This is a genomic window from Kitasatospora sp. NPDC001603 (genome assembly GCF_040298365.1).
GTDB lineage: Bacteria > Actinomycetota > Actinomycetes > Streptomycetales > Streptomycetaceae > Kitasatospora.
In genome coordinates, this window is record NZ_JBEPAA010000097.1 from 1 (window position 1) to 26637 (window position 26637).

At 74.1% G+C, this 26637-nt stretch carries 23 protein-coding genes; 16 read left to right on the plus strand and 7 right to left on the minus strand.

Annotated features, from left to right (window positions below; all coding sequences use genetic code 11):
* Nucleotides 1-386 precede the first annotated feature (386 nt).
* On the minus strand, nucleotides 387-1547 hold the full coding sequence (locus ABT263_RS34690) for an iron-containing alcohol dehydrogenase (protein ID WP_352296852.1): 1161 nt from the start codon (nucleotides 1545-1547) through the stop codon (nucleotides 387-389).
* Between the two features lie 138 nt (nucleotides 1548-1685).
* Between ABT263_RS34690 and ABT263_RS34695 the strand changes: the two genes are divergently transcribed.
* Nucleotides 1686-2696 carry a LysR family transcriptional regulator gene (locus ABT263_RS34695; protein ID WP_352296855.1) on the plus strand — a complete coding sequence of 337 codons (1011 nt, stop codon included), beginning with the start codon at nucleotides 1686-1688 and terminating at the stop codon, nucleotides 2694-2696.
* Between the two features lie 7 nt (nucleotides 2697-2703).
* Here ABT263_RS34695 and ABT263_RS34700 read toward each other — a convergent pair whose 3' ends face one another.
* Nucleotides 2704-3795, minus strand: a complete 1092-nt coding sequence (locus ABT263_RS34700; protein WP_352296858.1) for a methyltransferase — start codon at nucleotides 3793-3795, stop codon at nucleotides 2704-2706.
* A gap of 164 nt (nucleotides 3796-3959) precedes the next feature.
* Between ABT263_RS34700 and ABT263_RS34705 the strand changes: the two genes are divergently transcribed.
* Nucleotides 3960-4949: an alpha/beta fold hydrolase gene (locus tag ABT263_RS34705; protein ID WP_352296861.1), complete on the plus strand. Its 990-nt coding sequence runs from the start codon at nucleotides 3960-3962 to the stop codon at nucleotides 4947-4949.
* A 72-nt stretch (nucleotides 4950-5021) separates the two neighbouring features.
* Here ABT263_RS34705 and ABT263_RS34710 read toward each other — a convergent pair whose 3' ends face one another.
* The gene (locus tag ABT263_RS34710; protein WP_352296864.1) at nucleotides 5022-5288 is read right to left on the minus strand and encodes a hypothetical protein; all 267 of its coding nucleotides are present in this window, start codon (nucleotides 5286-5288) and stop codon (nucleotides 5022-5024) included.
* Nucleotides 5289-5704: 416 nt separating this feature from the next.
* Between ABT263_RS34710 and ABT263_RS34715 the strand changes: the two genes are divergently transcribed.
* Nucleotides 5705-7354 (plus strand): CocE/NonD family hydrolase, encoded by a 1650-nt coding sequence (locus ABT263_RS34715; RefSeq protein ID WP_352296867.1) that lies wholly within the window; start codon nucleotides 5705-5707, stop codon nucleotides 7352-7354.
* A gap of 19 nt (nucleotides 7355-7373) precedes the next feature.
* On the opposite strand, the gene ABT263_RS34720 is transcribed toward ABT263_RS34715, so the two are convergent.
* The 3 genes from ABT263_RS34720 to ABT263_RS34730 all read right to left on the minus strand — a co-directional run bounded on the left by ABT263_RS34720 (nucleotide 7374) and on the right by ABT263_RS34730 (nucleotide 10761).
* Nucleotides 7374-8951 carry a phytoene desaturase family protein gene (locus ABT263_RS34720; protein ID WP_352296870.1) on the minus strand — a complete coding sequence of 526 codons (1578 nt, stop codon included), beginning with the start codon at nucleotides 8949-8951 and terminating at the stop codon, nucleotides 7374-7376.
* 83 nt (nucleotides 8952-9034) lie between these two features.
* Complete coding sequence (locus tag ABT263_RS34725) at nucleotides 9035-10090, minus strand: magnesium and cobalt transport protein CorA (protein ID WP_329491068.1); 1056 nt, start codon at nucleotides 10088-10090, stop codon at nucleotides 9035-9037.
* Nucleotides 10091-10257: 167 nt separating this feature from the next.
* Complete coding sequence (locus tag ABT263_RS34730; RefSeq protein WP_352296873.1) at nucleotides 10258-10761, minus strand: Lrp/AsnC family transcriptional regulator; 504 nt, start codon at nucleotides 10759-10761, stop codon at nucleotides 10258-10260.
* A gap of 226 nt (nucleotides 10762-10987) precedes the next feature.
* Here ABT263_RS34730 and ABT263_RS34735 point away from each other — a divergent pair, with 226 nt between their 5' ends.
* The 4 genes from ABT263_RS34735 (at nucleotide 10988) to ABT263_RS34750 (ending at nucleotide 16022) form a co-directional block, all read left to right on the plus strand.
* A complete protein-coding gene (locus ABT263_RS34735) occupies nucleotides 10988-12643 on the plus strand; it encodes a PLP-dependent aminotransferase family protein (protein ID WP_352296876.1) in 1656 nt (551 codons plus the stop codon).
* Nucleotides 12644-12857: 214 nt separating this feature from the next.
* A complete protein-coding gene (locus tag ABT263_RS34740) occupies nucleotides 12858-13412 on the plus strand; it encodes a TetR/AcrR family transcriptional regulator (protein ID WP_380390854.1) in 555 nt (184 codons plus the stop codon).
* Nucleotides 13413-13617: 205 nt separating this feature from the next.
* Nucleotides 13618-14736, plus strand: coding sequence for an agmatine deiminase family protein (locus ABT263_RS34745; RefSeq protein ID WP_352296882.1), 1119 nt, complete (start codon nucleotides 13618-13620; stop codon nucleotides 14734-14736).
* Nucleotides 14737-14846: 110 nt separating this feature from the next.
* A complete protein-coding gene (locus ABT263_RS34750; RefSeq protein WP_352296914.1) occupies nucleotides 14847-16022 on the plus strand; it encodes an agmatine deiminase family protein in 1176 nt (391 codons plus the stop codon).
* Between the two features lie 63 nt (nucleotides 16023-16085).
* Here the strand turns inward: ABT263_RS34750 and ABT263_RS34755 are convergent, their stop codons facing one another.
* Nucleotides 16086-16697 carry a TetR/AcrR family transcriptional regulator gene (locus ABT263_RS34755; protein WP_352296885.1) on the minus strand — a complete coding sequence of 204 codons (612 nt, stop codon included), beginning with the start codon at nucleotides 16695-16697 and terminating at the stop codon, nucleotides 16086-16088.
* Nucleotides 16698-16953: 256 nt separating this feature from the next.
* Between ABT263_RS34755 and ABT263_RS34760 the strand changes: the two genes are divergently transcribed.
* The 9 genes from ABT263_RS34760 (at nucleotide 16954) to ABT263_RS34800 (ending at nucleotide 26320) form a co-directional block, all read left to right on the plus strand.
* Entirely contained in the window at nucleotides 16954-18135 is a 1182-nt protein-coding gene (locus ABT263_RS34760) for an agmatine deiminase family protein (protein ID WP_352296888.1), read from the plus strand.
* Between the two features lie 92 nt (nucleotides 18136-18227).
* On the plus strand, nucleotides 18228-19238 hold the full coding sequence (locus ABT263_RS34765; protein WP_352296891.1) for an agmatine deiminase family protein: 1011 nt from the start codon (nucleotides 18228-18230) through the stop codon (nucleotides 19236-19238).
* A 113-nt stretch (nucleotides 19239-19351) separates the two neighbouring features.
* Complete coding sequence (locus ABT263_RS34770; RefSeq protein ID WP_352296894.1) at nucleotides 19352-21028, plus strand: ABC transporter substrate-binding protein; 1677 nt, start codon at nucleotides 19352-19354, stop codon at nucleotides 21026-21028.
* On the plus strand, nucleotides 21025-21984 hold the full coding sequence (locus ABT263_RS34775) for an ABC transporter permease (RefSeq protein ID WP_352296896.1): 960 nt from the start codon (nucleotides 21025-21027) through the stop codon (nucleotides 21982-21984). Before ABT263_RS34770 ends, ABT263_RS34775 begins: the two co-directional genes overlap by 4 nt.
* Complete coding sequence (locus tag ABT263_RS34780) at nucleotides 21981-22835, plus strand: ABC transporter permease (protein ID WP_352296899.1); 855 nt, start codon at nucleotides 21981-21983, stop codon at nucleotides 22833-22835. Before ABT263_RS34775 ends, ABT263_RS34780 begins: the two co-directional genes overlap by 4 nt.
* Complete coding sequence (locus ABT263_RS34785) at nucleotides 22832-23809, plus strand: ABC transporter ATP-binding protein (RefSeq protein WP_352296902.1); 978 nt, start codon at nucleotides 22832-22834, stop codon at nucleotides 23807-23809. Before ABT263_RS34780 ends, ABT263_RS34785 begins: the two co-directional genes overlap by 4 nt.
* A 43-nt stretch (nucleotides 23810-23852) precedes the next feature.
* Nucleotides 23853-24650 carry an ABC transporter ATP-binding protein gene (locus ABT263_RS34790; RefSeq protein ID WP_352296905.1) on the plus strand — a complete coding sequence of 266 codons (798 nt, stop codon included), beginning with the start codon at nucleotides 23853-23855 and terminating at the stop codon, nucleotides 24648-24650.
* 222 nt (nucleotides 24651-24872) lie between these two features.
* Complete coding sequence (locus ABT263_RS34795) at nucleotides 24873-26084, plus strand: agmatine deiminase family protein (RefSeq protein WP_352296908.1); 1212 nt, start codon at nucleotides 24873-24875, stop codon at nucleotides 26082-26084.
* Complete coding sequence (locus ABT263_RS34800) at nucleotides 26081-26320, plus strand: agmatine deiminase family protein (protein WP_352296911.1); 240 nt, start codon at nucleotides 26081-26083, stop codon at nucleotides 26318-26320. The genes ABT263_RS34795 and ABT263_RS34800 overlap by 4 nt, the downstream gene beginning before the upstream one ends.
* Nucleotides 26321-26637: the final 317 nt, after the last annotated feature.

Sequence of the window (26637 nt, forward strand, 5' to 3'; positions counted from 1 at the left end):
CACCGTGCAGCTGATGCGCCCGGCCGCGTACCGGCAGGCGATGAGCCGACCCGGCGCCACCGCACCGTGCGGACGGGGGCGCCCGGCGCGGCGGCGCCGGGTGGCAGTTCGGTCGCGCCGGGCGGTGTTCCCGCAGGTCGGAGGTGGTCGTGATGGCTGGTCAGATGGCGTAACGCGGCGGCAACGAAGAACCGGCGGGTTCGGCTCTGGGGTTCTGGCCGAACCACCCGCCGATGTCCGGAGCAGCCCCGATGACCAGCGAGAACACCGTCCGCCCCGGCGGTCGCGGCGGGCCTGCGGGAACGGCTCGCCGACTCCGACGCGGACGTGCGGGCCTACGCGCGGCTGGCCCTGCGGCGGGTGAGCCCGGCGGGCGTCGGCGGTGATCAGGCGTAGATCCGGGCGTAGAGCTCCTGGATCTGCTCGGCGGTGGGCACGACGGGGTTGTTGGCGGGGGAGCCCGACCCCAGGGCCTGCTCGGCCATCAGGGGCGTCAGCCGGGCCCACGCGGCGGGGTCGATGCCGTGGGCGCGGGGCGTGGGGACGGCCAGGTCGTGGCAGAGCTCGTGGAGGGCGTCGACGAGTTTGGCGGCGGCCGCGCCCTCGGCGTCCGTCGCGCTCGCGGCGCCCAGGGCGCGGGCGCAGTCGGCGTACCGGCCGGGGGCCGCGGCCACCGAGAAGGCGGTCACCGCGGGGAACAGCATCGCGTTCGACAGGCCGTGGGCGACGTGGAAGTGGGCGCCGATCGGACGGCTCATGCCGTGCACGAGGGCGACGCTGGAGTTGGAGAAGGCCATCCCGGCCTGGGTCGCGGCGAGCATCATGGCCTCGCGCGCCGCGGCGTCCGAACCGTCCGCGTAGACGCGGCGCAGATGGCGGCCGATGGTGGCGATCGCGGTGAGGGCCAGACCGTCGGAGAAGGCGTTGGCCTTGCGGCTGACGTACGCCTCGACGGCGTGGGTGAGGGCGTCGACGCCGGTGTCGGCGGTCAGCCGGGGCGGCATCGACAGGGTCAGGTCCGCGTCGACGACGGCGGCGACCGGCTGGAACGCCGGGCCCAGGCAGAGCATCTTCTCGTCCGTGCCGCTGTCGGTGATGACGGTGACCTGGGTCGCCTCCGAGCCGCTGCCGGCGGTGGTGGGGACGGCGATCACCGGGAGCGCCGGCCCGTGGTTGACGCGCGGCGCCTTGTAGTCGCGCATCCGACCGCCCTGGACGCCCAGCAGGGCGAGCGCTTTGGCGCTGTCCATCGGGCTGCCGCCGCCGAACCCGATGACCGAGTCCGCCCGGTGCCCGTGCAGCGCCTCCAGGCCCGCGGTCAGCGAGTCGGTGGTCGGGTCGGGCACCGTGCCGGAGAACAGGCGAGGGCTCAGCCCGGCCCGGACCAGCGTCGCGGTCACCCGCTCCGCCGCGCCCGTCCCCACCAGGAACGCGTCGGTGACGAGCAGGGGCCGGCTCAGCCCCAGTCCGGCGACGACGTCGCCCAGTTCCTCGACGGCGCCCCGGCCGACGCGCACGATCCGGGGCAGGGACAGGCCGGCGACCATGGGGGACCCTCTCGACGCTGGGAGGAACGGCGGCCGGGTGCGCCGGCCGACGGTGCCCCGACTCTGCCGCCCCCGAGTCGTGCGCTCAAGCACCAATCGTGCAGACGGGGTGTGCGCGAATGCAGATACGCTGCCCCGGTGCCCTCCCGTACCCGCCCGGTCGGCGACGACCCGGAGCCGCCGCCGCGGCCGGAGCACGGCGGCCCCGATCCGCGCGCACTCCGCGCGGACGACCTGCGGTACCTGCTCGCCGTCGCCCGCACGGGCCGCCTGGTCAGCGCGGCCGACGCGCTCGGCGTGGACCACACCACGGTGTCCCGCCGGATCACCGCGCTGGAGAAGAGCCTCGGGGTACGGCTGATCGAACGCGGCACGGAGGGCTGGGGCCTGACCGACGCCGGCCGGTCCGTCGCGGACAGCGCCCGCGCGATCGAGGACGCCCTCGTCCGGGTCGTCGACGCGGTCTCCGGTCAGGACGCGCCGTCCCTGCACGGCACCGTCCGGGTGAGCGCCCCGGACGGCTTCGGCACCGTCTTCGCCACCCCGGCACTGGCCCGGGTACGCCGGCGCCACCCCCGACTGCGCGTAGAACTCATCACGGCCACGCGGCAGTTGAATCTGCGCCCGGCCGGCTTCGACCTCGCCCTGGCGATCGGCCGGCCACCGCGCAGCCGCCTGGTGACCGAGCACCTGACCGACTACGCGCTGGGCCTGTACGCCGCCGACGAGTACCTCGCGCGGTGCGGCCCGCCCGGCTCGGTCACCGAGCTGCGGGAGCATCCGCTGATCTTCTACATCGACTCGATGCTCCAGGTCGGCGACCTCGACATCGAACGCCATCTGCCGGGCGTCACACCCGCGTTCTCCTCCACCAACGTCTTCGCCCAGGTCGAAGCCACCCGACTCGGCGCCGGGATCGGCGTGTTGCCGGCCTTCCTCGCCGAACGGGCCCTGCTGCGAAGGCTGTTGCCGGATGAGGTCGACATCCGGCTGCCGATCACGCTGGCCGTACGGCGCGAGGCGGTGACCCACCCCGCCGTCCGGGTCGTCCGCGACGCCCTCCACCACGAGGTCGCCCACCGCACCGCCGAACTCCTCCCCGCCGACTCGACCCGGGAGCCGGGCCCGCCGCCTTCGAGCAGTACCTGATGACCCGTCAGGCCGGGACGGCCTCGACCACGGACAGGACGGTGGGGGTGGGGAGGACGCGGGAGAGGCGGAGGCCGGCGCGCTCGAAGAGGGCGGCGAAGTCCGCCTCGGTGCGTTCGCGGCCGGTGAGGGAGGCCATCATCATCAGGTCCAGGGTCTTGGACTGGTGCGGGGCGTTGCCCCGGGGGACCACCGCGTCCAGGACCAGGACGCGGCCGCCCGGGTGGAGCGAGCGGCGGCAGCTGGTCAGCAGGGTCACGCAGGTCTCGTCGTCCCAGTCGTGCGTGATGCGCTTGAGCAGGTGGATGTCGCCGGGCGGTGCGGACGCGAAGAAGTCGCCCTCCGCGAGCGTCCAGCGGCCCGCGATCTCGTGGTCGGCGTCGAGGCGGTGACCGGCGAGGACGTGGGCGCGGTCGTAGAGGACGCCCGCCACGCCCGGGTTGCGGCGCAGCACCTCCAGCAGCAGGCCGCCGTGGCCGCCGCCGACGTCCACGACCGTGCCGGTCTCCGGGAAGTCGTAGGCCGCCGCGATGACCGCGTTCTCGGCGTCGGACATCGCCGCCATGCCGCCGTGGAAGACGGCGGCGGTCCGCGCATCCTGGGCGAACCAGTCGAAGAACGGCATGCCGAAGATGCCCTCGAACGACGCCGTGCCCTCGGTCAGGCAGCTCGTCAGCTCGCCGGCCGGCTGCCACATGGTGCGGTCGGTGAGCATCTGGACGGCCGTCCGGGCCGAGCAGGGGACGTCGCTGCGCAGCGCCTGCCCGGCGTCGGTCAGCGTGAACCGGCCCGCGTCGTCCTCCGCCACCACGCCCCGGGTGGCGAGCAGGCGCAGCACCCGGTGCAGGCTGCGGGCGTCCAGGCCGGTCGTGGCGGCGAGTTCGGCGGGCGTGCGGGGGCCGTCCGCGAGGTGGTCCGCCACGCCGACGTCGGCGGCGGCGCGGAGGGCGGCGGGGAAGAGGAAGCCGAGGGCCTCGTCGATGAGGAAGGCCGAGGAACGGCGGTAGCGGGCCTCGGGATCGGCCGCGCCGCCGGGCTCGGCGGCGGTGTCACCCGCCGCCGTCCGCTCGTCGAAGTGCTTGGCCTCGTCCTGGCGCATGCCGTCCTCCTCGCATCCGTGCCCCCGCCCGGGAAGGCTGCCCACGGGCGACGGGACCGAAGCGCACCACCCACCGGTCGGGTGCGGACGTTCGCCGGGGAACGACCCGCCTGGCCGTAGGGTCGTCGTGACACGTGACGGGAAATCCTCGAAGGAGTGGCCCGATGACGACCGGCCGGCGCATCCTCAAGGTCAACGGCGCGGAGCTGAGCGCCGACCTCTTCGGCGATCCCGCCGATCCCGCCGTCCTGCTGATCCACGGCGCGGGCCACTGCGCGCTCAACTGGAGCGACGGCTTCGTCCGGCGGCTGGCCGACGGGGGCAGGTTCGTCGTCCGGTACGACAGCCGCGACGCGGGGGGATCGACGACCTACCCGGTGGGCGCCCCGCCGTACGGGCTGCCGGACCTGGCCGACGATGCCGCCGCCCTGATCGGCGCCCTCGGCCTGGGCGCGGCCCACGTCGTCGGCATGTCGCAGGGCGCCGCGGTCGGCCAGCTGCTGGCCCTCGACCACCCGGACCGGGTGGCCACGCTCACCTGCGCGTCGTCCACACCCGGCATCCCCGGACGGGAGCAGGCGGACCTCCCGCCGATGTCGGACCGGCTCGCGGCCTTCTTCGCCCAGTCCGAGGCCCAGTCCGAGGCCGGGCCCGGGGCCGGGTCCGAGGCCGGGTCCGAGGCCGGAGTGGAGGACGGTGACGGCGAGGCCGGAGCGGACGGCGGTGGCGGGGTCGACTGGTCCGACCGGGACGCCGTCATCGCCTCGATCGTCGAGGGCGAGCGCCCCTTCGCCGCCGTCTCGCGGCCGTTCGACGAGGACGCCGTGCGCCGGCTTGCCGCCCGGGTCGTGGACCACGCCGCCGACATCGCCGCCCAGTCGACCAACCCCTACCTCCTCGATGCCGGCCGCCCCTGGCGCCACCGGCTCGGCGGGATCACCGCGCCCACCCTGGTGCTCCACGGCGACGAGGACCCGCTGTTCCCGGTCGAGCACGGGCGCGCCCTGGCGGCGGAGATTCCCGGCGCCCGCTTCATCGCCCTCGAACGCACCGGGCACGAGGTCTTTCCCGAGGGGACGTGGGACGTCGTCGTCCCGGCGCTCCTCGCCCACACCCGACGGCCGGGCGGCGCCGCCACCCCGGGCCGGCCGTAGCGGGGAACGCGGAGAGACCCCCGCGTCGCAGCGCCGGGGCGCCGCGACGCGGGGGTCCCCCGGGTGGACCGGTCAGCAGTGGACGCTGCGCTCGCACTCCTCGTAGCGGCGGATCTGCGCCTCGATGCCGGCCGCGCGGGCGTCCGTGACGTTGGCCTCCTGGAAGTGGCCCTGGCTGCGCAGGCGCTGGGCCTGCTGGCGCAGCTTGGCGGCCTGGACCTGCAGCTCACCGATGTTGACCGAGACGGAGGCGCGGGCCTGGGCGGGCGCGGCCTGGGCGGGCGCGGCGGCGAGGAGCAGGCCACCGGCGAGAACGGCCGAGACGGTCAGTGCGGACATGCGACGGAGCACGGTTTCCCCCTGGTTGTTCGATGGTTCATGTGCTGTTCGGTCATCCGTCGAACTGATGACTGCTCAGTAGCGTAAGTGATCATGCCCGATGACCGGGCACCGGACGCCGCATTGCGGACGTTCGGCGGGTCGGCGACCCTGCCGATCGGCGGGGGTGGGTCGGGGCGGTGGGGTGATCCGTCGACGGCTACTGGCGAGCAATGTGGCTGATCATCACCTCCTCTGATGGGTCATCAGCTCGCTAGGCTCGACGGCCGGGCGGAGTCGCGAGGTCCGTGCGGTCCGTGTTGTCCGCGTGGTCCGAGTGGCCTCCGTAATCCGAGCGATCCGAGCGATTCGAGTCGCTCCGAGCGGGCTCCGAGGATTCGCGTGATTCCAGTGGTTCGAAGGCAGAGGAAGAAGTGATGGAACGATCCCACCCCCGTCCCGGCCGCCGGGCGGCCAGTGCCGTCCTGGTGGCGGCGCTCACGCTCGGTGGGGCCGCCGTCGCCCGGCCCGCCTCCGCGGCGGCCCCGGCGGCGACCCCCGCGAGCGGCCCGGCAGCCGGCCCCGCCGCCGGCGCCGTCGGGTCGTTCCGGCTGGCCGACATCCCGGCGAACGACGGCGTGGTGCTCAAGGCGGACGTGTTCACCCCGGCCCCAGGCAGTCCGGGGGCCGACCCGCGGGGGCGGTACCCGCTGGTGGTGCAGCCGGCCAGCTGGGGGCAGAACGACCTGGAGTACGTCGCCCAGGGCCACGCGCTCGCCGCCGCGGGCTACGTGGTCGTCACCTACACGGTGCGCGGCTTCTGGGGCTCCGGCGGCGAGGTCGACGTCGCCGGGCCGAAGGACGTCGCCGACATCTCCACGGTGATCGACTGGGCGCTGGCGCGGACCCCGGCGGACCCGGAGCGGATCGGCATGGTGGGGCTCTCGCTGGGCGGCGGCCTCACCCTGCTCGGCGCCGCCTTCGACCCCCGGATCAAGGCCGTCGCCTCGCTGAGCGGCTGGGCCGACCTGACCGACTCGCTGTACAGCGGGCAGACCCGGCACGTCCAGGCGGCCGCGGTGCTCGCCGGGATCCAGGCGCCGACCGGCCGCCGGAGCCCCGAGTTCAGCCGGGTGCTGGACGACCTCTTCGCCGACCGCGACCTGCCCGAGGTCGTCCGGTGGGCGGACACCCGCTCACCGGCCCGCTACCTGGACCGGATCAACGCCAACGGCACCGCCGTCCTGCTGGCGAACGCCTGGGGCGACAGCTTCTTCAACCCCGGCCAGGTGACGGCCTTCTACCAGCGCCTCACCGGGCCCAAGCGCCTCGAACTGCGCCCGGGCGACCATGCCAGCCAGGAGTTCACCGGCCTGCTCGGCCTATCCAACGCCGCTTGGAGCAGCGCCCGTTCCTGGCTCGACCAGTACCTCAAGGGTGCCCCCGGCGACTCGCGGCCCCCGGTCGACCTGGCGGTCCGCCCCACCGGCGCGCAGGAGGCCCACCCCGACTGGCAGGCCGTCAGCTCCCGTACCGAGACGCTGGCGCTGGGTGCCGAGGACCTCGGCGGACCGGCCGCCGGGGACTGGCGGTCGACGCTGCGCGGCAACGCCGCCTCCGGGGCGAGCGGCGGCGTCGCCCTGCTGTCCGGGCTGGCGGACCAGGTGCTCCACCGGGCGCCGACCGCGGTCGTCCCGCTGCTGGACCGCTCCGCCGCCGTCGTCCGGCAGTCGCCGCCCCGGCCGCAGGGCCTGGCGGTGCGCGGCGCGGCCCGGTTGCACACCACGGTGACCGCCTCCGCCCCGCAGGGCACGGCCGTCGCCTACCTCTACGACGTGGACGCGCTGGGCGTGGGCCGGCTGATCTCGCACGGCCCGCAGAGCTGGTCCGACCGGACGCCGGGGCAGCCGTTCCCGCTGGACGTCACGCTCTTCGCCACCGCCTACGACCTGCCCGCCGGTCACCGGCTCGCGCTGGTGCTCGGCACCCGGGACGCCCTCTACGGCGGTCGCACGCCGTCCGGCTCCACCGTGACCTTCGGCTCCACGCCGGCCGACCCGGCCGTGCTGGACCTGCCGGTGCGCTGAGCCGGCGGCCGTTCGGCGGCTACGGCCCGAGGTCCTCCAGGACGGCCTGCGCCGCGTTGTGGCCGGGGATGCCGCTGACGCCGCCGCCGCGGACCGCCCCCGCGCCGCACAGCAGCACGTTCGGGTGCGCCGTCGCCACGCCCCAGCGGGCGGCGGCGCCGTCCGGCTCCCCGGTCGCGTAAGGGAACGCGAGGTCCCGGTGGAAGATGTGACCGCCCGGCAGGCCGATCTCCCGCTCCAGGTCCAGCGGGGTCCTGACCTCCACGCACGGCCGCCCGGCGGCGTCGGTGGCCAGGCAGTCGGCGAGCGGCTCGGCCAGCACCTCGTCGAGCCGGGCCAGGCTCGCCGCGAGCGCGAGCTCCTTGGCCGCCGGGTCGGTGAACAGCCGCGCGGGCATCTGCAGTCCGAACAGGGTGAGCGTCTGGAGCCCCTGCCGAAGCGCCTCGGGCCCGAGGATCGACGGGTCGGTGAGGGTGTGGCAGTAGATCTCCGACGGCGGCATCGAGGGCATCCGGCCGGCCGACGCCTCGGCGTGGGCCGTCTCCAACTGCCGGTACCCCTCGGCGATGTGGAAGGTCCCCGCGAAGGCGTCGCGGGGATCCGCGGCCGGGTCCCGGAGCCGTGGCAGCCGGCGCAGCACCATGTTGACCTTCAGCTGGGCGCCCTCCGGGGCGGGCCCGGGGACCTCGCCCAGCAGCCGGGCCAGGACGGCCGGGGCGGCGTTCGCCAGGACCCGGCGGCCCACCGCGGTGGCCTCGCCGCCCCGGTGGCGGTAGGACACCTCGGCCTCTCCGGTGCCGTCGGTGGCGACGGCGGTGACCTCGCAGCCGGTCCGGATCTCCGCGCCGGCCGCCAGCGCCGCCTCGGCCAGCGCGCCCGTCACCGCGCCCATCCCCCCGACCGGGACGTCCCAGTCGCCCGTCCCGTTGCCGATCACGTGGTACAGGAAGCAGCGGTTCTGCAGCAGCGAGGGGTCGTGGGCGTGGGTGAAGGTGCCGATCAGCGCGTCCGTCAGCACCACGCCGCGGACCAGGTCGTCGGTGAAGGTCCGCTCGATCGTCTCGCCCAGCGGGCGTTCGAAGAACGACTCCCACACGGCGTCGTCCGCGACCAGCCGGCGCAGCCCGGCCCGGGCGGGCAGCGGCTCGGTGAGCGTCGGGAACACCCGCTCGGCGAGCTTCCCGGTCGCCGCGTAGAAGCTCTGCCAGGCCTCCCACTCGCGCGGGTCACCGGTCAGCGCCCGGAAGGACGCCGCGGTCCGGGCGGGGTCGGCGGCGTCCACCAGCAGACCGGTCGGCCGGCCGTCCCGGACGGTGGGCGTGTAGGAGGAGATCCGGCGCCGCCGCAGGTCCAGCCGGAGCCCGAGGTCCCGGACGGCCCGGCGCGGCAGCAGGCTCACCAGGTACGAGTAGCGCGACAGCCGGGCGTCCACGCCCGCGAACGCCCGGGCCGACACCGCCGCCCCGCCCACCTGCGGCAGCCGTTCGAGCACCAGCACCCGGAGGCCGGCCCGGGCCAGGTAGGCCGCCGCCACCAGGGCGTTGTGGCCGCCGCCGACGATCACGACGTCGTGCCGGGAGAGCGGGTCCGCGTTCACGCGGTCACGCTACGCCTCGGCGGGCGGGTGGGGAACAGGCCGCGCGCCAGGTGGCCGGTATCCGCCGCGGGCGGTGGCCCACCCTACCCCATCGGGGCCCTCGGGGTGTGCCGGACGGCGCTGTTCGCCCCCGGGACCGGCGGCGCCGGGCGGGCGCGCCGCCGGCGCAGCCAGATGTACAGCAGCAGGCACGGCAGCAGCAGGCCGCCGACGTTGAGGGCGACGAACGCGGTGAGGCTGCCGATGTGGTCGACCAGCCAGCCGAAGTTCTGGCCGAAGAAGCCGACCACGAAGGACAGCGGGAGGAAGACGGTCGCGACGATGGTGAGCCGCTCCATGGTGGCGGTCTGCCGGAGGTTGATCCGGTTCTGCTCGACGGAGATCACCGCGATGTTCGCCTCCAGGACGGTGGCCAGCAGGTCGCGCTGGGCGGCGACCTCCTCGTTGACCAGCAGCAGGTGGTCGTGCACGTCCCGGAAGTACGGCAGCAGTTCGGGCGCCGACCGGCCGGGCTGGAGCCGCCGGGCGAGCACGGCGAGCAGGGGGTGGACGACCCGGTAGAAGTCGGTGGCCTCGCGGCGCAGGAAGTAGATCCGTTCGGTCGGGGCGACCGTGCCGGAGAACACCGTGGCCTCGATCTCCTCGATGTCGCGTTCGAGTTCGGTGACGACGGGCGCGTAGCTGTCGACCACCTGGTCGAGGATCGCCCACAGGGTAGAGGCGCTGCCGGTCCGCAGCAGTTCGGGGCTGCGTTCGAGCCGGTTGCGGGCGCCGGCCAGCTCGCTGGCGATGCCCTGGCGGACGGTGATCACGAAGTGCTCGGCGAGGAAGACGCTGATCTCGCCGGAGTCGACCTCCTCGCGGTCGTCGTCGTAGCGCGCGGTGCGCAGGATGATCAGCTCGGTGCCGTCCTCGTACCGCTCGGCCTTCGGCCGCAGGTGGTGGGCCTGGGCGTCCTCGACGGCGAGTTCGTGCAGTCCGAAGCCCTCGCGCACGGTGGCCAGCTCCTCGGGGGCCGGTTCGAACAGGCCCAGCCAGACGAACCCGCCCTGCGCGCAGCGCGCGGCCGCCTCCTCCAGCGGCATGGGGCCCTCGTGCTGGCGGCGTCCGTCGCGGTAGTGCGCGCAGTCGACGATCATGGCCTTCCTCCTCGTGCCCGGCCGACCGCGCCGAGTGTCGTCGCACCGAGTGCCGCCGCGGCCGCCGCGGTCGCCCCCGCACTCGATGCTCCTCCGATTCGGCCGGACGTGCCGCACCGGCGGGCCGGGTACCCCGGTACCCCGCCGCTCGCCGGGGGCTCGGCCGCTCAGCCGGTCGACGGGAGCGGGTCGCCGAGGTAGCGGCGGCCGGCTATCTGCTCGAAGATCAGGTTGGTCCGGGTCTGCGCCACCGCCGGGTGGGTGGTGAGGTGGTCCACCACGAAGTCGCGCAGGCCCTCGGGCCCGGCGACGCCGACGTGCAGCAGGTAGTCGTCGGACCCCGCCATGTGGAACACCGCCAGGACGCCGGGCAGGTCGGGGGCGGTGCCGCGGAAGCTCTCGTTCTGCTCCCGGGTGTGGGCGCGCAGCCGGACGGAGATCATCGCCTGCAGCGGCAGGCCGATCGCGGCGGGGTCGACGTCGGCCCGGAAGCCCCGGATGATCCCGCGCTCCTGGAGGGCGCGGACCCGGGCCAGACAGGTGGAGGGGGCGATGCCCACCGCCTCGGCGAGCGCGTTGTTGGGCAGCCGGGCGTGGTCGGAGAGGACGCGCAGGATCGCCCGGTCCACGTCGTCGACGGGCGCTCTGCGGGTCGGTGGAATGTTCGGCATGCCGGGCAGGATTCCAGCCGTTTCCGCCGATCCGCAAGATCTCGGGCCGTGCCACCGAATCTTATGCGGAGGAACTTCCCCCGGGCGCCGGGAAGTTCCATCCTGACCGCGAGCGTCGAACGCCCCTGCGGCGTTCCCCGCCGGTGGACGGCCCGCGGCGACCCGTGCGGCCCCCACCGCGACCCCCACGTCGCCCCCCACACCAACACCCTGGAGTGCCGCGCCCATGAGCCCGACCGCCACCTTCGCCGCCGCGACCGCCGTCGACCCGGGGGCGGAGCTGGACGGCCGCGACTTCGTGCTCCCCACCGGCGGCCTGGACGACGACCGGCGCCTGCGCGCCCTGGACACCGTGGACGAGTACCTGACCCGCAAGCGGCGGCACCTGGTGGGCTACCAGGCCACCCAGGACATGCAGGGCTGCGCACTGGACCTGGCCCGGTTCATGCCGAACAACATCAACAACCTCGGGGACCCGTTCCAGAGCGGCGGCTACAAGCCGAACACCAAGGTGGTCGAGCGCGCGGTGCTCGACTACTACGCGGCCCTGTGGAACGCCGAGCGGCCGCACGACCCCGCCGACCCCGAGTCCTACTGGGGCTACATGCTCTCGATGGGCTCGACCGAGGGCAACATGTATGCGCTCTGGAACGCCCGGGACTACCTGAGCGGCAAGGCGCTGATCCAGCCGCCGACGGCCCCGTTCGACGCCCTGCGGTACGTGCAGGCCGCGCCCGACCGGGACAACCCGAACGCGCACCGGCCGGTGGCCTTCTACTCCGAGGACACCCACTACTCCTTCGCCAAGGCGGTGCGGGTGCTGGGTGTCGAGACCTTCCACGCCGTGGGCCTGGAGAAGTACGCGGACCGGTGCCCGCTGGTCGACCCCGCCACGGGGCGCCGCGAGTGGCCCACCGAGGTGCCCTCCCGCCCCGGCCCCTCGGGCCTCTCCTGGGACGGCCCGGGCGAGATCGACGTCGACGCCCTCGCGGTGCTGGTCGAGTTCTTCGCCGCGAACGGGCACCCGGTCTTCGTGAACCTCAACCTCGGCAGCACCTTCAAGGGCGCCCACGACGACGTCCGGCAGGTCTGCGAGCGGCTGCTGCCGATCTTCGAGCGGTACGGCCTGGTCGAGCGCCAGGTGGTCTACGGCACGGACCCGCGGACCGGGGAGCCGCTGGTCGACCTGCGCCGGGGCTTCTGGATCCACGTGGACGGCGCGCTCGGCGCCGGCTACGCGCCGTTCCTGCGGCTGGCCAACGAGGACCCGGCGTACGGCTGGACCCCCGACGTCGAGCTGCCCGAGTACGACTTCGGCCTGAGGCTGCCCACCCGGGAGCACGGCGAGCTGGACATGGTCTCCTCGATCGCGATGAGCGGCCACAAGTGGCCCGGCGCGCCCTGGCCCTGCGGCATCTACATGACGAAGGTCAAGTACCAGATCTCGCCGCCGTCCCAGCCGGAGTACATCGGCGCGCCGGACACCACCTTCGCGGGCTCCCGCAACGGCTTCTCCCCGCTGGTCATCTGGGACCACCTGTCCCGGCACTCCTACCAGGACCAGGTGGACCGGATACGCCGGGCCCAGGAGCTGGCCGGGTACCTGGAGCGGCGGCTGCGGGGGATCGAGCGGGAGACGGGCGTCGAACTCTGGCCGGCCCGCACCCCGGGCGCGGTCACCGTGCGGTTCCGCAAGCCGAGCCCCGAGCTGGTGGCGAAGTGGTCGCTGTCCTCCCAGGACGTGCTGATGGTCCCGGGCGACGAGACCACCCGCCGCAGCTACGTGCACGTCTTCGTGATGCCCTCGGTCGACCGGGCGAAGCTGGACGCCCTGCTGGCCGACCTCGCCCGGGACCCGGTCGTCCTCGGGTCGGCCGGGTGACGCGGTCGACCGGGTGACCAGCGGACCGAGTGAGGCGGATCGAGTGAGGGTGGCGGCGCCGGCCCGGTGGGAGGGCCCACCGCCACGCCGGTGTCCGGGATCGCACCGGATCATAGCCCCGACTGTAGTTTCAGTCAGGTTCGGGTCGGGAGGCATCCGCCGGGCGGACCTCCCGGTAGGATGATCCCTCGTGGCTGACCGTCGAACCTTGATCATGGAAGCGGCCGCGCGGGTCATCGCCCGGCGCGGTGTCCGCGGGCTGCGGGTGGAGGAGCTGGCGTCCGAAGCCGGCGTGTCCACCGCGCTGATCTACTACCACTTCAAGGACCGCGCGGGGATCCTCCGGGCGACGTTGGAGTTCATCAACGACCGGGCCGGTCGCTACACGACCGAGCGCGCCCCGGACGCCCCGCCGCTGGACGCCCGGGGCGAGCTGGAGCAGACCCTGCTGCTGGAACTCCAGGACACCCCCGAGGTGCGGGAGAACAGCACGGCCTGGGGTGAGCTGCGGGCGAGCGCGGTGTTCGACCCGGACCTGCGGGAGGACCTGGCCCGCGCGACGCTGGTCTGGGTGCAGGAGGTCGCCGACCTGCTGGGCAAGGTGCGGCCGATGAACGGAGCCGCCGCGCTGGCGAGTTCCGCCGAGCGGCTGACCGCGCTCATGGAGGGGCTCAGCGTCCGGTGGCTCAGCGGCAGCCTGCCGGGGGAGCACGCGCGCGAGCTGATGAGCGGCGCGATCGACATCGAGCTGGAGCGGCTGCGCCGCTAGACGCCGAGGTCCGGACCGGCCCGGTCCGGACCTGTCCGCGCCCGGGGGAGCGGTCCCGACTCGGCGGGGCACACCCAGGCCCGTGTTCTTGACTGAATTTTCAGTCAGTGCGAGAGTGGGGCCGTGGCGCCGGGTACGACGGCCCGACCGCCCACGGCAAGGCCACCGGTCACCCGGTGGGCAATACCTGATTCTGGAGATCCGCATGAGCGACAACCAGGGCGACGGCCGTTCCCTGTTCGGCCGACTCTTCGGAGCGGAGCCCCCGCGCGGTCCGGTCCCGGAGGCAGGGCGGACCGACCACGCCGAGGCGGGGCTCCCGCAGTGGCGGGTGGACCGCGACGACGTCCCGCACGCCCGCACCTGGATGTCGTGGCCGTCCCGCAAGTCCGTCTGGGGCCGGCAGCTGGCGGGCGTCCAGCAGGACATCGCGCTGATCGCGCGGACGATCGCCCGCTTCGAGCCGGTGGTCATGTGCGCCCCGGACGGCTACAGCGTCCAGGAGGCCCGGTCCGCCTGCGGCCCCGCCGTCACGGTGACCGACGCCGTCCCCACCGACGACCTCTGGATGCGGGACACCGCCCCGGTGTTCCGCCGCGACGGTCGCGGGCGGCTCGACGCCGTCGGCCTCAACTTCAACGGCTGGGGGAACAAGCAGACCCACCGGGACGACGCCGAGGTCGCCCGCGGCATCGCCGAGATGCTCCGACTCCCCTTCTCCTACGCGGAGTTCGTCGGTGAGGGCGGGTCGGTCGAAACGGACGGCGACGGCACCCTGCTGGCCACCGAGAGCAGCCTGGTCAACAAGAACCGCAACCGGGGCATGAGCCGGGACGAGATCGAGGAAGCCGTGCTGGAGGTGTACGGCGCGGACCGGATGATCTGGGTCCCCGGGATCAAGGGCAAGGACATCACCGACGACCACATCGACGTCACCTCCCGGTTCGTCCGGCCCGGTGTCGTCCTGGTGCAGCTGCCCCCGGCGGACCGCAGTGACGTCTGGGCCCGGGACGCCCGCGAGCAGTTCGACATCCTCTCCCGGGCCACCGACGCCCGGGGCCGCCGGCTCCAGGTGATCCGGGTCGACGGCCCCGACACCGTCCGCTCGCGCGACCCGAAGTTCGTCGACTCCTACCTCAACTTCCACGTCGTCAACGGCGCGGTGATCGCCGCCCAGTTCGGCGACGTGTTCAAGGACGAGGCCGCCCGCCGCACCCTCGCCGAGGCGTTCCCCGGGCGCGAGGTCGTCCAGCTCGACGTCGACCGCCTGATGGCCGGGGGCGGCGGCATCCACTGCTCCACGATGCAGGAACCGCTCCCCTAGCAGCGGCCCCGGCCCCACGTTCCGCAGTCCTCCACCCTCGTCCAGCCGGAGTCCCCGTGCCCAAGCCGCCCCCCTCCCGTACCTCCCGCGCCGTCCCGTCCCGCCGCACGATGCTGCGTGCCGCGGCGGGCGCCGGTCTGCTGACCCTCGGCGCCGCGGCCTGCGCCGCCCCGTCGGACGAACCGGAGCGGCCGACGTCCTCCGGCTCCGCCGAGCCGACGGCCCCGGAGGCGTCCGCGCCGCCCGCGCCGGGCGGGTCGCCGGCGCCGGCCGGGCGCAGGTTCGGCGCGGAGTGGGAGAGCCACGCCCGCACGTTCATGGCCTGGCCGGCGTCGACCGGGATCTGGGGGGACCAGCTCCCCGACGTCCGGGCCGACATCGCGCGGCTGGCCCGGGCCGTCGGCGGCTACGAGCCCGTGGTGATGTTCGCCCGCCCCGCGCAGGTGGACGCGGCGCAGAACGCCTGCGGCAAGGACGTCGAGGTCGTCCCGCTGCCGGTGGACGACCTGTGGGCGCGCGACACCGTGCCGGTGTTCGTCGAGGACGGCGGCACGCCGAAGGGCGTCGACTTCAACTTCAGCGGCTGGGGCAACAAGCAGAAGGAGCACGGCAACGACACGGCGCTGGCCGCCGCCGTCCTCGGCACGTACGGGATCGAACGGGTCCGCACGCCGGTGGTCGCGGAGGGCGGCTCCTTCGAGACCGACGGCCAGGGCACCCTGATGGTCACCGAGAGCTCGGTGGTCAACCAGCGCCGCAACCCGGGCAAGAGCCGGGACGAGATCGAGGCCGAGCTCAAGAAGGCCCTCGGGGTGACCAAGGTGATCTGGTTCGCCGGCGTGCGCGACCAGGACATCACCGACGCGCACGTGGACTGCCTGGTGCGGTTCGCGGCGCCCGGGGTCGTCCTGCTGGACCAGCCGTTCCCCGGCGCGCCCGCCGACGTCTGGTCGCGCTCCGCCGTCCAGGCCCGCGAGGTGCTCAAGGGCGCCACCGACGCCCACGGCAAGCCGCTGAAGGTGATCGACCTGCCGCAGCCCGACCCGGACCGGATCACCGGGCGCGGTGACGCGTTCGTCTCCTCGTACATCAACTTCTACGTGGCCAACAAGTCGCTGTTCCTGCCGCGCTTCGGTGATGCCAAGGCGGACGACCGGGCCCAGCAGATCCTGCGCGACCACTTCCCCGGCCGCGACATCGTCCCGGTGAAGATCGACAACATCGCCTCCGGCGGCGGCGGGATCCACTGCTCCACCCACGACCAGCCCGGCAGGCCGACCGACTGAGCCGGCCGGTCCTCGCTCTTCACCGGCCCCGACCCGTCTCGCCGAACCTGACCGATCATTCGGTCAGGGTCGTTTGCCGACCGGTCGGCAGCCCGCCATCTCCGCGTCGACCGCCTCGCCGAGCAGCGTGCGGGCGTGGTCGAGCGGTAGCGAGCCGCTCAGCCAGCGGACGCTCAGCCCCTCCAGCAGGGCGGTGAGCCGTTCCGCGGAGGCGGCGTGGGCGGGCGCGGTGCCGGCGGGGTGGGCACGGCCGAGCAGTTCGGCGATCTCGTGCACCCAGGTGTGGGTGGCCCGGGCGAGGTCGTCGCGCAGGCTGGACTCGAACACCGCACTGGCCCTCAACTCGCCCCAGGCGGTGCTGTTCTCGCGCACCTCGGCGGAGTCCTGGAGCTCCAGCAGCAGGGCCTGCTCCAGCTCCGACCGGGGGCTCTGCTGCGCCCGATGGCCCCGGGCGGCGTTCTCCGGGTCGGGCTCCGCGGTGTAGCGGTCGGCCCGTTCGCCGATGAACGCCAGGGTCTCGCGGAGGATCCCGGCCCGGTCGGTGAAGTGGTAGTAGATCAGCGCGGTGGACACGCCGGCCTCGGACGCCAGTTCCCCCACCCGCAGCCCGCGTACGCCGCGTCGTGCGATCACGCGGGTGGCGGCTCTGACGATCTCTGTTCGACGGTCTGACACGGATCATCACTCTACTCGTACGGTTCCACTTTCGGGCCCACATCCTGACCACAATTTCAGGACGCGGGCCGGGTCGGCATTCGGCGGCCTCAAGGGGGCTGCCGGGCGGCGCTGCGCAGTGGTGCGCCCTCGCACGGAGCCGACATTTCGGGCCGCGACCGAACCTGGCGAAGTCCCTTGCGTCAAAACATTGACTGAACTTTCAGTTCGGTCCAGGATGTGGTCACCCTCACCTCCCATCCCTCCAGGGAGCCCCATGAACACCCCGAACAGCCCGAGCACGCTTTCCCCCACCCGGCGCAGCCTGCTCAGAGCGGGCGCCGCGGCGCTCCCCCTGGCGGCCCTCGGGGCGGCGCTCCCGATGAGCGCCCGCGCGGCCGCCGCCCCGCAGGCCGGGCCGGTGCTGCGGATGCCGGCCGAGACCGACCGCCACACCCGGACCTTCATGGCCTGGCCCGCACTGTTCTCGGTCTGGCAGAACCAGCTGTCCGCCGTCCGCCGCAACATCGCGGACCTGGCCCGCCAGATCTCCCGCTTCGAGCCCGTGGTGGTCCTGGCCCGCCCCGGACAGGCCGCCGACGCCCGCTACTACTGCGGCTCCGGCGCCTACTACGCGATCGAGGTCCAGGAGATCGCCAACGACGACCTGTGGATCCGCGACTTCGGGCCGACCTTCGTCGTCGCGCCCGGCGCGATCGCCGGTGTCGACACCAACTTCAACGGCTGGGGCAAGACCGGCACGCCCTACTACCAGCCGTTCGACAAGGACGCCACGGCCGCCGCGACCCTCCTCGACGCGTACGGCATCGACCGGATCCGGGCCCCGTTCACCGGTGAGGGCGGCTCGCTGGAGACCGACGGCCAGGGCACCCTGCTGGCCACCGTCAGCTCGCTGGTCAACCCGAACCGCAACCCGGGCAAGTCCAAGGACCAGGTCGAGCAGGAGCTGCGGACGACGCTGGGCATGGACAAGGTCATCTGGGTCCCGGGCCTGGCCGGGCAGGACATCACCGACTGCCACATCGACTGCCTGGCCCGCTTCACCGCCCCCGGCGAGGTCCTGCTGGACCAGCCCGGCCCGGGCACGGACGCCCGCTGGGTCGCCGTCTACGACGAGGCCAAGCGGGTGCTGCGGAACGCCACCGACGCCCGCGGCCGGCGGCTGCGGATCACCGAACTCCCCGGCCCGGACCGCACCCTGATCCGCGGCCGCGGCAAGGACTTCCTGTCCAGCTACACCAACTACTACACCGTCAACGGCGCCGTCCTCGTCCCGCAGTTCGGCGAGGGCTACGCCGACGGCGTCGCCTACGCGATCCTCCAGGCCGCCTACCCCGACCGCCGGATCGTCCAGGTCGACATCGACGCCGTCGCGAGCGGCGGAGGCGGCATCCACTGCTCCACGCAGTCCCAGCCGGCCGTGCCCGACACCCTCTGAGGCGGCCCCGCTCCTCCCGCCAGGCGCCACCAGCCGTGCCCCGGCGGGGGCTTCCCCACCGACCGAACGTACGAGCAGAGAAGAGTTCCATCGTGAGTTTCCGGATGCCCGCCGAGTGGACCGAGCACGAGGGCTGTCTGATGGCCTGGCCCACCAGGGCCGAACTCTGGGGCGAGACCCTGGACGAGGCGAGGCGGGAGTACGCCGGGGTGGCCCGGGCGATCGCCGAGTTCGAGCCGGTGACGATGGTCGCCTGCCCCGGGCAGGGCGAGGAGGCGGGCACCCTGTGCGGGGAGGGCGTCGAGGTCGTCGAACTGCCCCTCGACGACTCGTGGTTCCGCGACTCGGGCCCGATCTTCGTGCTCGGCCCCGACGGCGAGCGCGCCGGCGTGGACTTCCGCTTCAACGCCTGGGGCCGCAAGCACCACCCGTACGACACCGACGACCGGATCGCCGGCGTCCTGCTGGAGAAGCTGGGCGTCGAGCGGATCGACTCCCGGATGGTCCTGGAGGGCGGGGCCGTCACCGTCGACGGCGAGGGCACCCTGATCACCACCGAGCAGTGCCTGCTCCACCCCAACCGCAACCCGGGCCTGAGCAAGGCCGAGATCGAGGCCGAGCTGATGGCCAAGCTCGGGGTCAGCACGGTGATCTGGCTGCCCTACGGCGGCCTGCTGGACACCGAGACCGACGGCCACGTCGACGGCGTCTGCGCCTTCGTGGCCCCGGGCAAGGTCGTCGTCCAGCTCCCCGACGACCCGGAGCACCCCGACTACCGGCGGATGCGCGACAACCGGGCCGTCCTGGAGGCGGCCGTCGACGCCAGGGGCCGCAAGCTGGAGATCGTCGACCTGCCGCAGAGCGCCTTCGTCGAGGTCGACGGCAAGGAGACCGAGGTCGGCTACCTCAACTTCTACCTCGCCAACGGCGGCGTCGTCGTGCCGACCGCGGGCGTGCCGCAGGACGAGGAGGCCCTCGCGGTGATCGCCGCCGCCCTGCCCGGCCGCAAGGTCGTCGGCGTGCGCTCCCGGGTCATCGCCTTCGGCGGCGGCGGCGTCCACTGCATCACCCAGCAGGTGCCGGCGGCCCGCCCGGCCGGGTGACCGGCCCGCCACCACCTTCCGACCGGACCGCGGGCCCGCACCCCACCCGCACCCAGGCCCGCCGGTCCGGCACCCCTCGCCACCCCCGTCCCGCACGGAAGAGAGCCACCCTCATGCCAGACCCCCAGGACCGGCCCGTACCCCGCAGATCCGCGCGCCGCCGCCGCACCCTCCCGGCCGCCGCCCTGGCCGCGGCCACGCTCGCCACCTTCACCCTCGCCACCGCCTGCTCCGGCCCGCCGAAGACCGGCGGCACCGACGGCGGCACGGCCTACCGGCTGTCCGACGGCACCCCGCCCGCCCAGGGCGGCCTGGACTCCTTCACCTGGGCCGTCTACGCCGAACCGCCCACGCTGGACTACATCTCCGCCTTCGACTACCCGCAGAACACCGTGCTGTCCAACGTCTGCGAGAGTCTGATGCGGTGGACCCCGCAGCTGACCCTGGAGCCGGGCCTGGCGGAGAAGGCCACCAGCCCCGACCCGACCACCTGGGTCTACGACCTGCGCCCGAACGTGCGCTTCCACGACGGCGCGGTGATGACCGCCGACGACGTCGTGTACAGCCTCGGCCGGCAGATGAACCCCGACAACGCGGCCGCCTGGGCGCAGCAGTTCCAGAACGTCAGCACCGTCACCAAGACCGGTCCGCTCCAGGTCACCGTCAAGCTCACCCAGCCCGACTCGCAGTTCAACCAGTACATGGCCACCGCCGCCGGCGTGGTCGCCTCGCAGGCGGGGATCGAGGCGGCGGGCAAGGACTACGGCACCACCGGCAGCCTCGCCTGCACCGGCCCGTTCAAGCTCGGGACCTGGACCAAGGGCCAGTCGATCGAGCTCCAGCGCTTCGACGACTACTGGGGCACCAAGGCCAAGTCGGCCAAGGCGGTCTTCCGCTTCCTCACCGACCCCTCGGCCCGCGTCAACGCCATGCTCAGCGGCGAGGCCGACGGCGGCTACCTGATCCCCACCGAGAGCTACGAGCGGCTGCGCACCGGCGGCGCGGGCACGCTCTACTTCGGCGAGGGCCTCAGCACCGTCAACCTCAACGTCACCAACATGCAGGGCGCGCTCGGCGACGTCCGGGTCCGCCGGGCGCTCTCGCTCGCCCTGGACCGGGCCGGCTTCGTCCGCACCGGCCTCGGCGGGGCCGGCAGCGTGACCGGCTCGCTGACCACCCGGGCCGCCTGGGCGGCCGCCCCCGAGCACCTGCGCACCGAGGCGTTCGAGGGGCTCACCCCCACCGCGCCCGACCTCGCCCGGGCCAAGGCGCTGGTCAAGGAGGCCGGCGCCACCGGGAAGACCCTCACCGTCGCCACCAGCCCGATCGGCCAGGACGTCTCGCTGCTCGCCACCGCCGTCCAGGCGGCGGGCGCGAGGATCGGCCTCGACATCCGGCTGAAGACCATCGCGCCGAACGCCTTCACCGCGCTGTTCACCGACCCCAAGGCACGCGAGGGCATCGACCTCTTCCCGGAGACGTACTACGACTCCATCACCGACCCGCTGGACCTGCTGTCCAACTTCCGGACCGGCGCCTACCAGAACTTCGCCTCCTACAGCGACCCCGGCTACGACGACCTGGTCAAGAAGGCCACCGCCGCCACCGACCCCACCGAGCGGTTCACCCTGGCGGCCCAGCTCCAGAGGACCGCCTCCGAGCAGCTGCTCTGGATACCCGTCGCGGAGTGGCCCACCGCGGTGTTCCTCAACAAGCGGATCACCGGCGCGCCCACCACCATCTCGTACCTGTACCACCCGTGGGCGGCCGCTGTGGGGGCGGCCCGGTGAGCTTCCTGAGATTCGCCGCCAGACGGCTGGCCGAGATGGCCGCCACCCTGGCCGCCGCCTCATTCGTGATCTTCGGGGCGATGTACCTCGCACCGGGCAGCCCGGCGAGCTTCCTGCTCGCCGGCCGCTCGGCCTCCCCGGAGGCGCTGGCCGCGGTCAACGCCCAGTACCACCTGGACGACCCGTTCCTGCTGCAGTACCTGCGCTGGGCCGGGCAGATCCTGCACGGCGACTTCGGGCGCTCGATCACCTACCGCACCGACGTCTCCCGACTGCTCGCCGACCGGCTGCCCGCCACCCTGCTGCTGGTCGTGATGGCGCTGGTCCTGGTCGTCCTCATCGGTCTGCTGCTCGGCTGGATCGGCGCCGTCCGGGGCGGCCGCACCGACCCGGCCATCCTCGTCACCACCACCGTCGCGGTCGGCACCCCGTCCTTCGTCGCGGCCGTCCTGCTCCAGGGCCTGTTCGCGGTGAAGCTGGGCTGGTTCCCCACCGGCGGGACGGGCGACGGCCTCGGCTCGATGCTCCGGCACCTGGCCCTGCCCGCGCTCGCCCTCGCGTGCTACCTGATCGGCATGCTCGCCCGGGTCACCCGGGCCGCGATGCTCGACGTGCTCGGCCAGGAGCACGTGACCGTCGCCCGCAGCCGGGGCGTCACCGAGCACCAGGTGATCCGCCGGCACGTCTTCCGCAACGCCCTCGGCACGGTGCTGACCACCGGCGGGCTGATCGTCTCCACGCTGCTGGTCTGCACCGTCCTGGTGGAGACCGCGTTCAGCGTCGGCGGCATCGGCCAGCTCCTCGAACTGTCCACCACCACCAAGGACTTCCCCACCGTGCAGGCGATCTCCCTGATCATGGTCGGGCTGTTCATGGCGGTGAACCTGGTGGTCGACCTGCTGCACCCGCTGGTCGACCCCCGGGTCACCCTCGGAGCGAGGAAGGCCGCCGGATGACCGACACCCTGCTGCGCCGGCCCGGCCTCGGCCGGCCGCGCACCGCCCGCGCACCGCTCCAGCTGCTCTGCCTCGGCTTCGTCGCGCTGGTCGTGCTGGCCGCCGTCCTCGCGCCGTGGATCGCCCCCGCCGACCCGAACGCCGTCGACCTCGGCAACGCCCTCGCCGGACCCTCCGGCGACCACCTGCTCGGCGTCGACGCCTCCGGCCGGGACACCCTCTCCCGCCTGGTCACCGGCGCCCGGACGTCGCTGCTCGGACCGCTCGGCGTGGTCGCCTTCTCCACCCTGGCCGGCGTGGCCGTCGGCACCGCCGCCGCCTGGCGCGGCGGCTGGCTGGACTCGGTGCTCTCCCGCAGCACCGAACTCGTCTTCGCCTTCCCGGGGATGCTGCTGGCGATCCTGATCGTCTCCGTCTACGGCGAGGGGCTGATCGCCCCGGTCATCGCGCTCGCCATCGCCTACCTGCCCTACGTCAGCCGGCTCACCCGCTCGCTCGTCCTCGCCGAACGCGCCCGCCCCTACGTGGAGGCCTACCAGGTCCAGGGCCACTCCGGCCCGCAGATCTGCCTGCGCCACGTCATCCCCGGCATCGCGCCGGTCGTCCTGGCGCAGTCCACCATCAACTTCGGCTACGCCCTGATCGACCTGGCCGGCCTCTCCTTCCTCGGTCTCGGCGTCCCCGCGCTGACCCCGGACTGGGGCCGGATGGTCTTCGACGGCCAGTCCGCCGTCCAGCACGGCTACCCGCTGTCGGCGATCCTGCCGTGCGTCGCGATCGTGCTGACGGTCGTCGCCTTCAACGTCGTCGGTGAGCGCTGGGCCGACCAGGTCGCCAGGAGGGACCGATGACCACCCTCGACATCCGGGGCTACCGCCTGCGCCTGCCCCGCACCGCCCGGCCCGTCCTCGCCGGCGTCGACCTCACCGTGGACGCCGGCGAGACGGTCGCCCTGGTGGGGGAGTCGGGCTCCGGGAAGAGCCTCACCTCCCGCAGCGTCCTCGGCCTGCTCCCCGCCGGAGCCGCCACCGAGGGCACCGTGCGGGTGGGGGGCGACGACGTCCTCGCCATGACGCCCGACCAGGTGCGGCGGCTGCGGACCGGCACCGCCGCGATGATCTTCCAGGACCCGCGGGCGGCCATCAATCCGCTGCGCCGCCTCGGCGACTTCCTCACCGAGAGCGTGCGGCTCAGCGGCCGGCTCTCCGCCGAGGCCGCCACGGCGCGGGCCGTCGAGATGCTGGACGCGGTCGGCCTTCCCGGCGCCGTCCTGGACCGCTACCCGGGCCAGGTGTCCGGCGGCATGCTCCAACGGGTCATGATCGCCGCCGCCCTGATGGGCGACCCGGCGCTGCTCCTCGCCGACGAGCCCACCACCGCCCTGGACGTCACCTCCCAGGCCGAGGTGGTCGCGCTGCTGGCCGACCTCCAGGAGCGCTTCGGCACCGGCCTGCTCTTCGTCACCCACGACCTGGGCCTGGCCGCCGCCATCAGCGACCGCGTCTACGTGATGTACGCGGGGCGGATCGTCGAGACGGGCCCGGCCGAGGCCCTGTTCGAGCGGCCCCGGCACCCCTACACGACCGCGCTGCTCGCCTCGACCCCGCGGCTCGACGCCCCCCGGGGCCGGCTCGCCGCCATCGAGGGCCGGCCGCCCAGCCTGCGGGACGAGCTGACGGGCTGCCCGTTCGCGCCGCGCTGCCCGCTCGCGACGGACCTGTGCCGCCGGGAGGTGCCCGAGCTGCTGCCGGTCGGGGCCGAACCGGACCGCCGCACCGCCTGCCACCACAGCGACCGGACGGGGGAGGGGAACGCCGATGCGTAGCCCGGACCTGGGGGCCGCGGCCCGTTCGAAGGGAGTGCCGCCGATGCCGGAGACGATCCTGGAGGTGGTCGGCCTGCAGCGCGCCTACGGCGCCGTGCGGGCCGTCGACAACGTCTCCTTCACCTTGGCCGAGGGCGGCTCGCTGGGCATCGTCGGCGAGTCCGGCTCCGGCAAGACGACCACCGCCCGGATCGTGGTCGGCCTGGAACGGGCGGACTCCGGCCGGGTGCTGGTCCACCGCCGGGACCGCACCGAGCACCGGCGCGGCCGGGCCCACCGGCTCGCGCGGGCCCGCGAGGTGCAGCTGGTCTTCCAGGACCCGTACCTGTCGCTGGACCCGCGCACCACCGTCGGCGGCGTGCTGCGCGAGACGCTCCGGCTGCACTTCCCCGACGGGGACCACCCCCGCCGGATCGCCGAACTCCTGGAGCAGGTCGGCCTCGGCGAACGGGAGGCCGGCGCCCTGCCCCGGCAGCTCTCCGGCGGCCAGCGCCAGCGCGTCGCGATCGCCCGGGCGCTGGCGGTCGAGCCGGCGGTGCTCGTCCTGGACGAGGCGGTGGCCGCGCTCGACGTCTCCGTCCAGGCGCAGATCCTCAACCTGCTCGCCGACATCCGGGAGGGGACGGGCATCGGCTACCTGTTCATCACCCACGACCTCGGCGTCGTCCGGTCGGTCACCGACGACGTCATCGTGATGCGGCACGGGCGGATCGTCGAGTCCGGCCGGACCGCCGAGGTCCTGGCCCGGCCTGCCCACCCCTACACCCGGCTGCTGCTGGACTCGGTGCCCGGGCCGGGGTGGGACCCGCGGTCCATCGCCGCCGCCCGCCGCGCGCTGTAGCGCCCGCGGCGACCCCGCTACCCGGGTCCGGACCGTCGACGCCCCCACGGCGGCGGTCCGGGCCCGCTTCCGACGCGCGCGCCGTCCTCCCCGCGCGCCGTCCTCCCCGCGTGCCGAATCGCCCGATCGGCGGCGCGCGGGTCCACCGGCGCGTCCCCGGCCGCCTCTACTGTCGGATATCGCCCGTTTCGGGGCGTATTTGCATGAACAAGGGGACCAGCCGTGAGAGAACCCTTCCCGTCCCGCCGGGCCGTGCTGCGCTCGGGGGCGGCCGCCACCGCGCTCGCCCTGCTGGGAGCCTGCGGCTCCGACGCGGAGCCGTCCGACGGGGCCGAACCGTCGTCGGCGGGCGCGAGCGGAGCCGCGAGTCCGGGGGCCGGGCCGACCACGGCGGCGCCCTCCTCGTACGCCATGCCGGCCGAGTCGCGGCCGCACACCAGGACGTTCATGGCCTGGCCGGCCCTGGAGGAGGTGTGGGGAGACCAACTGCCCGCCGTCCGCGCGGACATCGCGCAGATCGCACAGGCCGTGGCCCGCTTCGAACCGGTGGTGCTGATGGCCCGGCCGGACCAGAGCGCCCGGGCCCGGCAGCTGTGCGGTTCGAGCGTGGAGGTGATCGATCTCGCGGTGGACGACCTGTGGGCCCGCGACACCGGCCCGACCTTCGTCACCGGCCCGGGCGGCCTGGCCGGCGTCGACCTCGACTTCAACGGCTGGGGGAACAAGCAGACCCACACCGAGGACGGCCAGGTCGCCCGCAGGCTCCTCGACCACTACGGCATCCGGCGCGTCCAGGCGCCGATCACCGGCGAGGGCGGCGGGATCGAGGTCGACGGCGAGGGCACCCTGATGGCCACCGAGAGCTCCTGGGTCAACGAGAACCGCAACCCCGGGAAGAGCCGGGACCAGCTCGAGGCCGCGATGAAGGACCTCTTCGGGGTCCGGAAGGTCATCTGGTTCACCGGCGTGGCCGGGCAGGACATCACCGACTGCCACGTCGACGCCCTCGCCAGGTTCGCCGAGCCCGGCGTGGTCGTCATCCACCGGCCCGGCCCGGACACCCCGCCGGACATCTGGTCGCGCGCCTCCGACCAGGCGCTGGAGGTGCTTCACGCGACCACCGACGCGATGGGCCGCCGGCTGCGGATCGTGGACCTCGTCGAGCCCGACCTCAGCGGGGCACCGGACCCGGGGAAGGACTTCCTGGCCACCTACCTCAACTACTACGTGGTCAACGGCGCCGTCATCATGCCGCGGTTCGGCGACAAGGCCTCCGACGACCGCGCGGCCGGCATCCTGGCCGACCTGCACCCCGGGCGCGAGGTCGTCCCGGTGGGCATCAACGCCATCGCCGCCGGGGGCGGGGGCATCCACTGCTCCACCCAGCAGCAGCCCGAGGCCGCCGGTGCCTCCGCCGCCCCGTCGTCCCCGTGATCCGGGGGCGCCGCGGCGGCGGCCGGTGCTCAGCGCGCGCCCGCTCCGGCGGCGAGCCCGAGGACGAGCGCCCGCATCACCGGCGCCGGTTCGGGGACTCCCGGGCCGACGCCGCGGCGAAGGCGAAGCTCCAGTCGCTCTTCCCCGGCCGGGTCGTGGAACAGCTGAACATCGACTACATCGGCCTCGGCGGGGGCGGCATCCACTGCGTCACCCAGCCGCAGCCGGTCCCGTAGCGGCGGCCCGGCCCGGCGGGGGCGCGCCGGGCCGGGGTCTACCGCCGCCGACCTGCCCGACCTCGCTCTGCTGCTGGTCCCGCCGCGGGCCCGCACCGGGTGGCGGGTGGTGCCGGCCCGGGGGGCCGCGATGCGCGTGGTCGAACGCCGGCCTCGGGGCTCGGCGCGGCGGCCTCCGGGCTGCTGGGGCGGCTCGCGCGGTAGCGACCGGGCCGCTTCGGTGTCCGGGTGTGCCACGACGCCGCTGGACCGGACCGGGTGGTCGGGTGCAGCGGCGTTGTCGTGCCCGGGTGGGCGGGTGTGGCGGGTGGTGCTGG

Coding starts and splice junctions, on each gene's coding strand:
- ABT263_RS34705 (WP_352296861.1), top strand. CDS start 3,960: ATGACGACCGGCCGGCGCATCCTCAAGGTCAACGGCGCGGAGCTGAGC.
- ABT263_RS34725 (WP_329491068.1), bottom strand. CDS start 10,090: ATGATCGTCGACTGCGCGCACTACCGCGACGGACGCCGCCAGCACGAG.
- ABT263_RS34760 (WP_352296888.1), top strand. CDS start 16,954: ATGAACACCCCGAACAGCCCGAGCACGCTTTCCCCCACCCGGCGCAGC.
- ABT263_RS34745 (WP_352296882.1), top strand. CDS start 13,618: ATGAGCGACAACCAGGGCGACGGCCGTTCCCTGTTCGGCCGACTCTTC.
- ABT263_RS34730 (WP_352296873.1), bottom strand. CDS start 10,761: ATGCCGAACATTCCACCGACCCGCAGAGCGCCCGTCGACGACGTGGAC.
- ABT263_RS34715 (WP_352296867.1), top strand. CDS start 5,705: ATGGAACGATCCCACCCCCGTCCCGGCCGCCGGGCGGCCAGTGCCGTC.
- ABT263_RS34740 (WP_380390854.1), top strand. CDS start 12,858: ATGGAAGCGGCCGCGCGGGTCATCGCCCGGCGCGGTGTCCGCGGGCTG.
- ABT263_RS34735 (WP_352296876.1), top strand. CDS start 10,988: ATGAGCCCGACCGCCACCTTCGCCGCCGCGACCGCCGTCGACCCGGGG.
- ABT263_RS34785 (WP_352296902.1), top strand. CDS start 22,832: ATGACCACCCTCGACATCCGGGGCTACCGCCTGCGCCTGCCCCGCACC.
- ABT263_RS34710 (WP_352296864.1), bottom strand. CDS start 5,288: ATGTCCGCACTGACCGTCTCGGCCGTTCTCGCCGGTGGCCTGCTCCTC.
- ABT263_RS34700 (WP_352296858.1), bottom strand. CDS start 3,795: ATGCGCCAGGACGAGGCCAAGCACTTCGACGAGCGGACGGCGGCGGGT.
- ABT263_RS34690 (WP_352296852.1), bottom strand. CDS start 1,547: ATGGTCGCCGGCCTGTCCCTGCCCCGGATCGTGCGCGTCGGCCGGGGC.
- ABT263_RS34790 (WP_352296905.1), top strand. CDS start 23,853: ATGCCGGAGACGATCCTGGAGGTGGTCGGCCTGCAGCGCGCCTACGGC.
- ABT263_RS34770 (WP_352296894.1), top strand. CDS start 19,352: ATGCCAGACCCCCAGGACCGGCCCGTACCCCGCAGATCCGCGCGCCGC.
- ABT263_RS34750 (WP_352296914.1), top strand. CDS start 14,847: ATGCTGCGTGCCGCGGCGGGCGCCGGTCTGCTGACCCTCGGCGCCGCG.
- ABT263_RS34780 (WP_352296899.1), top strand. CDS start 21,981: ATGACCGACACCCTGCTGCGCCGGCCCGGCCTCGGCCGGCCGCGCACC.